We start from the raw sequence: 7,098 nt of genomic DNA on the forward strand, positions 1-7,098 counted from the left end.
GAAGAAATGAGGTTTACTTTGAAAAACGATGAATTATTTCAAACTGAAGTATTAAACTTTTTAACAGAACATGCGAACCGTTATTTTACTGCTGAAGAATTGGATCAACAGCTACATTTACGTAATGCAGCGGCCTTTAAGGTGCTGGTTCAAACCTTGACGCAATTACAACAAGATAAAAAAATTAAATTAAATGGTAGTGGTCATTTTGGCGTGGCGGTTGAACGTCAAAAAGTCAGCGGGGTTTTCCACGCCAATGATCGCGGCTTTGGTTTTATTAGTTATGATTTAGAATTACCGGATGTATACGTTTCAGCTGATAATACGAATTTTGCGTTAAATGGTGATGAAGTTGAAGCTGAAGTGATCAAGGCCGCAGTTCCTAATAGTGGTAAAGGTCCTGAAGGTAAGATCGTCAATATACTTAAGCGTAATTTCACCACAGTTGTCGGTGAATTCACGGGCTTTCCAACTAGTCAAGTGGCTAGTTCAGGTCAGTATGGCTATGTTAGTTTGACTCAACGTAGCTTACAGGATGTTCCTGTAATTATCACTGATGAGGGCGTACAACCACAAGATGGCGACATGGTAGTTGTAGATATCACTAAATTTCCTAGCGAAGAAAATCCTAAGAGTATGTTGGGGATCGCCAAGCAAGATCTTGGTAACAAAAACGCACCGGGTGTCGATATTTTATCGATCGTACATCGGCACGGTATTCCAACTGATTTTCCAACCGAAGTTATGCAGGAAGCTAATGAAATTCCTAGTGAAGTTCAGCCAGCAGAAAAGCAAGGTCGGCGTGATCTAACGGATCAAGACTTTGTCACGATCGATGGCGAAACTTCAAAAGATTTCGATGATGCGGTTGTGGTTTGGAAAATGGATAATGGTAATTATCATTTAGGTGTCAGTATTGCCGATGTAGCGCATTATGTTACACCAGGAACTGCATTGAATGCTGAGGCTTTCGAGCGTGGAACTAGTACTTATTTAACTGACCGCGTATTGCCCATGTTGCCAGAACGCTTGTCTAATGGCATTTGCTCCTTGAATCCACAAGTTGAACGTTTAACGATGACTTGTGAAATGGAAGTTGATCCTAAAGGTAAGATCGTCAAACACGAAATCTTCCCAGCAGTTATTAAAAGTGCAGCCCGGATGACTTACAAGGCCGTTAATCAAATTTTGGATGACAATGACGCCGAAGTACGAGCTGAATACGCTAATTTAGTGCCAATGTTTGAACAAATGGGTACCTTGCACAAGATTTTATTCCAAATGCGGCATGATCGAGGGGCAATTGATTTTGACCGTCCCGAGGCTAAAATTATTGTTGATAGCGACGGTCATCCAACTGATATCGTTGTTAGTGATCGTGGGACTAGTGAACGGATGATCGAATCCTTCATGCTAGCGGCTAACGAAACCGTAGCCGAACATTATAGTCGTTTACACGTACCTTTCGTGTACCGGGTCCATGAAACGCCTGACAGCGAAAAAATGCGCGCTTTCTATGAATTCATTAATAACATTGGTGTAGTCGCTAAAGGTGATAGCCAAAACATCAAACCACGGATGCTGCAAGCTGTTTTGGCCAAGGTTCAAGGTCAACCAGTTGAGCCAGTTATCCAAATTATGATGTTACGGAGTATGAAGCAAGCTAAGTATGCTGATCAACAATTAGGCCATTTTGGGATCGCGGCTTCATACTATACGCATTTTACGTCACCAATTCGGCGTTACCCTGATTTAATGGTTCATCGCTTGATTCATTGGTACGAAGAAAATGGTGTTGGCGAAGAAGCACAAGAGCAATATCGTGATCAATTAGCCGACATTGCTAAGCATAGTTCTGAAATGGAACGCCGCTCGATCGATGCCGAACGTGACACTGATGATTTGAAAAAATCAGAATATATGTTGCCACATGTGGGTGAAGAATTTGATGCCGTTGTTAGTTCGGTTACTAAGTTTGGCTTATTCATCGAGTTACCTAATACAGTTGAAGGCTTAGTCCATATTTCAACCATGGGCGATGATTACTATAACTTTGTTGAAAGCTATATGGCAATGGTTGGCGAACATACCAAAAAGACTTATCGGGTTGGCCAACCAGTTAAGGTGACGTTAACTGACATTGATATGGATCAAAGCCAGATCAACTTTAAGTTATTACCTGATGAAAACACGCCAACGAGTGATCTCGGTGACTTAGTTGAGCGGCCAAAGCCACGCCGTAATTTCCAACGACGTGAGGGCAGCAACAACCGGCGTCCTGGCAGTAGCCAAAGTCATGGCAATAGTCGTGGTGGTTATAAGGGTAACCGTAGTAGCAGTCAAACGAGTAATCATAATCGGTCAGGCGCAAACAATGGTGGTAATCGGCAAGGTACCACTAACAATGGCAACCGTAACCACTCAAGTACCACTAGTAGCAACCGCAATCAGCATAATGGTAGCAACAATGCGAGTCATCCATTTACGATTCGCAACAATCAAAATCACGATAGCCATAAATAAGCTATAAGTAGTGCATGAGTCTTGTTATAGTTCTCGTGACTGATTTTTGCCATGGTAATAGACAATAATTGTGAAGTAGAGGTGATTGGAGTGGTAAAAAAAGCAAAATCAGCTGATAATGTTTTAGCACAGAATAAAAAAGCTCGTCACGATTACTCCATATTAGAAACCTATGAAGCTGGCTTAGTTTTGACGGGGACAGAAATTAAATCAGTTCGCAATGCACGAATTAATTTAAAGGACGGTTTTGCCCGCGTCCGTAATGGGGAAGTCTGGTTGGAAAATGTTCATATCAGTCCTTATGAGCAAGGAAATCAGTTTAATGTCGATCCGTTACGGAATCGGAAATTATTACTGCGTAAAAAAGAAATTAAAAAGCTGTCTGAGGCGACTCAAGGTACGGGTGTTACCTTAGTCCCATTACGTGTCTACTTGAAGCATGGTTTTGCCAAGCTACTTTTGGGTGTGGCTAAGGGGAAGCATAACTATGATAAACGCGAAACGTTGAAACGCCGCGACCAAGATCGTGAGTTGCAACGTGAAATGAAGAATCGATAGCAAGAAATAAAATTTTGATACGCTAAAAGGCAATCTTCAATCTGGAGATTGCCTTTTTGTATAGTTATTTTATAGATTTTAGTTAAACCAAATCAGGTAACGTCTATATTCTAATTTGAAGAAATTTTAATTATTTATGAGAAAGTTTAATGCTTGTAAGGTAATTCAACTAAAATGTTAGCTAAAATTAAAATATCATTTATTATATATTGAATTTAAACCGAAAATCTCATTATAATATAATGAAAATAATACATGAATAATGAAAACGTGTAATACAAACGCTTATATAGGGATGATTATTCAAATGGTGAAAAAATGATAGTGAAATATTGACATTGAAACTTGAGATAAAGCAGGTTAAGCTAACAATGATCAAACAAACCTTAAATTAAACTTAAATATTTTATGATTTTGTAGGGAGTGATCGTTTGAAAAAACAATATAAATTTTTTTCGCTTTTGATCGTTTCTTTCTTGGCTATATTCTTTTATTTGGCTAAACCAGCTGTGGCAGCCCCAGACTATTCTTTCCCAGTAGCGCCGCCTGCATCTTCGCTAAAAGTGTCCGATCTTTTTGTAGTTAGCGGGGCTAAACCGGCTAATGTACCGAATAATTCACGATTGCCAGCTGATTATCCGCAGGCCGTGATCGTGACACCGAAAAATACTGTTTGGCAGGTTGGTGGTATTTGGTCGAAAAAGAAAATCGATTTAGCCGGTCCCTTTACGTATGACACGTGGCATTATTTTGGTGATAAAACAGGTCGCTATGGTGCCGCCGATGGAATGGCCTTCGTCTTACAAAATGATCCAGCAGGCCAATCAGCTTATGGTTCCCCGGGTGGTGGTTTAGGTGTTTATCCGTGGTCAACTGATGGCAGCAATCATATGATTTCCAACTATGTTCGAAATGCTTTGGCAATTGAAATGGACACTTGGTGGAATGTATCTGGTGTTGCAGATGATCAGTTTGATTTAGGAACTGCTAACACAGAAAATACTGGACACTTGGGAGTCGTTCGTCCAGGAGATACACCGCTGACAACAAAGAATTCGTCACAGGTGGGGCATCTCCAATATATTCCGGTTAAAACACCGTTGGCCAATAATAAATGGCGTCATTTCCAAGTCTCTTGGGTACCTAAGGTAACTTATGTTAATGGTATTCGGACACAGGGTGGTACGTTAACTTACACGTTAGATGATGATCCAACACAAGGTAGTTCTTATGAAGTCAAGGACGTTAATAAAGTTTTTGGTGGGACGCAAGTTTATTATGGCTATACCGGTGCTACCGGTGCTCATCCAACTTTTCAATCAGTCGCTTTATTGAAGGCCCCGCAAAGTGCCCAGCCAATTACGCTGAACTTTGTTGACAAAGATAGTGGCAGTCAAATTACGACGCCAATCACTATGGCGGGTGAGCCTGGCATTACTTGGGATGGCTCAAGTCGGCGCCAAGCGTGGATCCAAGATAGTAGTGGTAATTGGTATCACTATATCGGTGAGTACACGGCTAATACGCCTGACGGTAAAGACCAAGGGACTTTCTCTGCAACAGCTGGTTATGTCGTGAATTACAAATATGAAAAGAAACAACCGCCAGCTGACTTTGCACTAAGTAAGCAGGTGCGCAACGATAGTGCAGCTGATCCGGTATTTAGTAACAAGGTCGAAGCTAAACCTGGAGATACAGTCACTTATCAGTTAGATTATGCTAATCTGACTGGCATCTCAAATGGTGAGATCAAAGACCAACTTGATGCTGATTTGGAGTATCAAACAGGAAGCTTAAAGTTGGCTGATGACGATAATAATCATCAATTCACGCCAATTGATGATTCAGGCTTTATAAGTGGGTCAACTATTAAGTTTCCTTATGCTTTGCAGTTAGGTCAAGGATTCTCGTTGCAATTTCAAGCTAAGGTCAAAGCTGATGCAGCTGGTGATCAAGATATTGATAATCAGGCCACTGCTAGTAATGGTAGCAATAGTGTAACGTCAAATACCGCAATTGTTCATTTACCGCAAGTTGATGGTTCCGTGACTTTTCGTTACCTTGACCGCGAGTCAGACATGAGTAACCCAACGAAATTATCGGCTGACGTTGTTGTAACTGGCCAGGTTGGTAAAGTAGTGTCTGCACTCAATTCAGATTTGATTCGGCCAAAAGCAATCAAAGATTGGACAGTTGTCGATTATACACAAGATATTGACTTATCGAGCGCAACTTACCAACAAGCTGAGAAAATAGATCCAACAATCAGCAAAGAAAACCAAGTGATCACGTATCGGTATGAGCGTGCGATGTTAAAACTTGATGCTGATCCAATTCTTGATTTTGGTCGCTTTTCAACTGCCCAATCTAATGAAACTTATTATTTAGGAACAGGTGATGGACAAAATGGTAAATTTCAACCCTATGGCGTCACCGTCAGTGATTTCTACGGCGTTGATGGTTGGCAGCTAAGTGTGCAACAGAACGGTCAGTTCAAATCTGATGTCGATCCAAATAGCACGAATCCTGACTTGACGACGGCACATGATCTAGATGATGCTACACTACAATTTCAAGATGCAGCTGTTGAGCGGATAACTGGTAGTGATGATAGTGCGGCTACCGTTGATGACAGTGATTCAATGTCAACGTTAACGGCATTTAACTTAAACCCTGCGGCAACCACTAGTTCAGTTGTTTTAACGCAAAGTAAACAGGGTCACTTCAAAGATACAATAACGCCAAGCGCATCATCTGGTAGTGATCCAGAAGGAACCAAGTATGATAACTCCGGTATTAATATTTGGCGCTTATCATTTGGTAGCGGAGATGATGCTAAATACGGGGTCGGACTGCATGTTCCGGACACAACTAAACGCTATCCAACTCATTACCAAACGACTTTGACCTGGACATTGGCATTAACACCATAGATCAAGAATATCGAGGGATGAATTTGAAAAAGAAAATAGGAATTTATTTAATAGGTATAATTTTGGCCATGGCTAGTTTTGTTTTATTGCGGCCTGATCAAGCGTTTGCTGCGGTGACCACAGAACAGTCGGATTTTGAAATTCAGCCCATTCTACCGGATGAACAAGTAGATATGAGCTTAAATTATTTTAATTTAAGTTATCCGCGTGATGTCAAACGAACTATTCGCATGCGGGTACAGAATTTTACCGACCATAAAATAGTGGTCCATTCTGATTTACGTAATGCTTACACTCAATCTGGTGGTGGCATCGACTTTACCGCTAAAAAAACGGGGCTGGATTCGAGTCTGCAAACACCGTTTACCCAAGTTGCGAAGTTAACTAAAGGTGCTGAATTGATCAAGCTGAATCCTAAAGAAGTGAAGATAATATCGGCAACGATCCAAATGCCCAAGAAAGATTATCGCGGCATGATTTATGGTGATTGGCATTTTATTGAGTATGGCAATAAGGGAACTAAAGGTGCCAATGCAGTCGGTGGTAATTATGCTTACTCAGTTGGGATCATCCTTCAAGGGAGTCCGTACTTGAGTTATCCAGATTTAAAATATGTGGAAACTAAGCCAATTTTATATCAGCGACATCCGGCGATGGGGATAAAATTACGTGATCCTAAAGTAATGGCGATCACTAAAGCAACCGTCAGTGCGGTTATTTTGAAAAAAGGTGTATTAGGTTCAACTCATTCTTTTAAGGCAACCAATGTTAGTATTGCACCTAATTCAACTTTGACACTGCCAATTTCTTGGAATTACGAGCAACTAAAGGCTGGCGAATATGAAATTCGCGTCAAAGTTAAAGGACAAAATTTTGCTAATAAATTTCCGCAAACTTGGCAATTTAAAAAGTGGATTGAAGTCAATATTTGAGACAGGTTTTAAGAGACATTCAGAACCGCGTTTACCTTCCACAGCTCAAATAAATCATTAATCGTGATTAATAACTTATTTGAACCATGGAAAGCATTAAATCAGGCGGCCATTTGGCTCGTAAGTGTTGCGATTTCAACTTGTAAGGGGGT

The 7,098-nt window shown here is 40.7% G+C and carries 4 protein-coding genes; all 4 read left to right on the forward strand.

Annotated elements, in window-relative coordinates:
• The first annotated feature begins 18 nt into the window (after positions 1-18).
• The 4 genes from rnr (at position 19) to EKM76_RS07505 (ending at position 6,946) form a co-directional block, all read left to right on the forward strand.
• Positions 19-2,523: a ribonuclease R gene (gene rnr / locus EKM76_RS07490; protein WP_125550069.1), complete on the forward strand. Its 2,505-nt coding sequence runs from the start codon at positions 19-21 to the stop codon at positions 2,521-2,523.
• A 90-nt stretch (positions 2,524-2,613) separates the two neighbouring features.
• The gene (gene smpB / locus EKM76_RS07495) at positions 2,614-3,081 is read left to right on the forward strand and encodes an SsrA-binding protein SmpB (RefSeq protein ID WP_125550070.1); all 468 of its coding nucleotides are present in this window, start codon (positions 2,614-2,616) and stop codon (positions 3,079-3,081) included.
• A gap of 431 nt (positions 3,082-3,512) precedes the next feature.
• Complete coding sequence (locus EKM76_RS07500; RefSeq protein ID WP_125550071.1) at positions 3,513-6,014, forward strand: lectin-like domain-containing protein; 2,502 nt, start codon at positions 3,513-3,515, stop codon at positions 6,012-6,014.
• Between the two features lie 23 nt (positions 6,015-6,037).
• On the forward strand, positions 6,038-6,946 hold the full coding sequence (locus tag EKM76_RS07505; protein ID WP_164507618.1) for a DUF916 and DUF3324 domain-containing protein: 909 nt from the start codon (positions 6,038-6,040) through the stop codon (positions 6,944-6,946).
• Positions 6,947-7,098 lie beyond the last annotated feature (152 nt).

This window comes from Loigolactobacillus zhaoyuanensis (genome assembly GCF_003946385.1).
GTDB lineage: Bacteria > Bacillota > Bacilli > Lactobacillales > Lactobacillaceae > Loigolactobacillus > Loigolactobacillus zhaoyuanensis.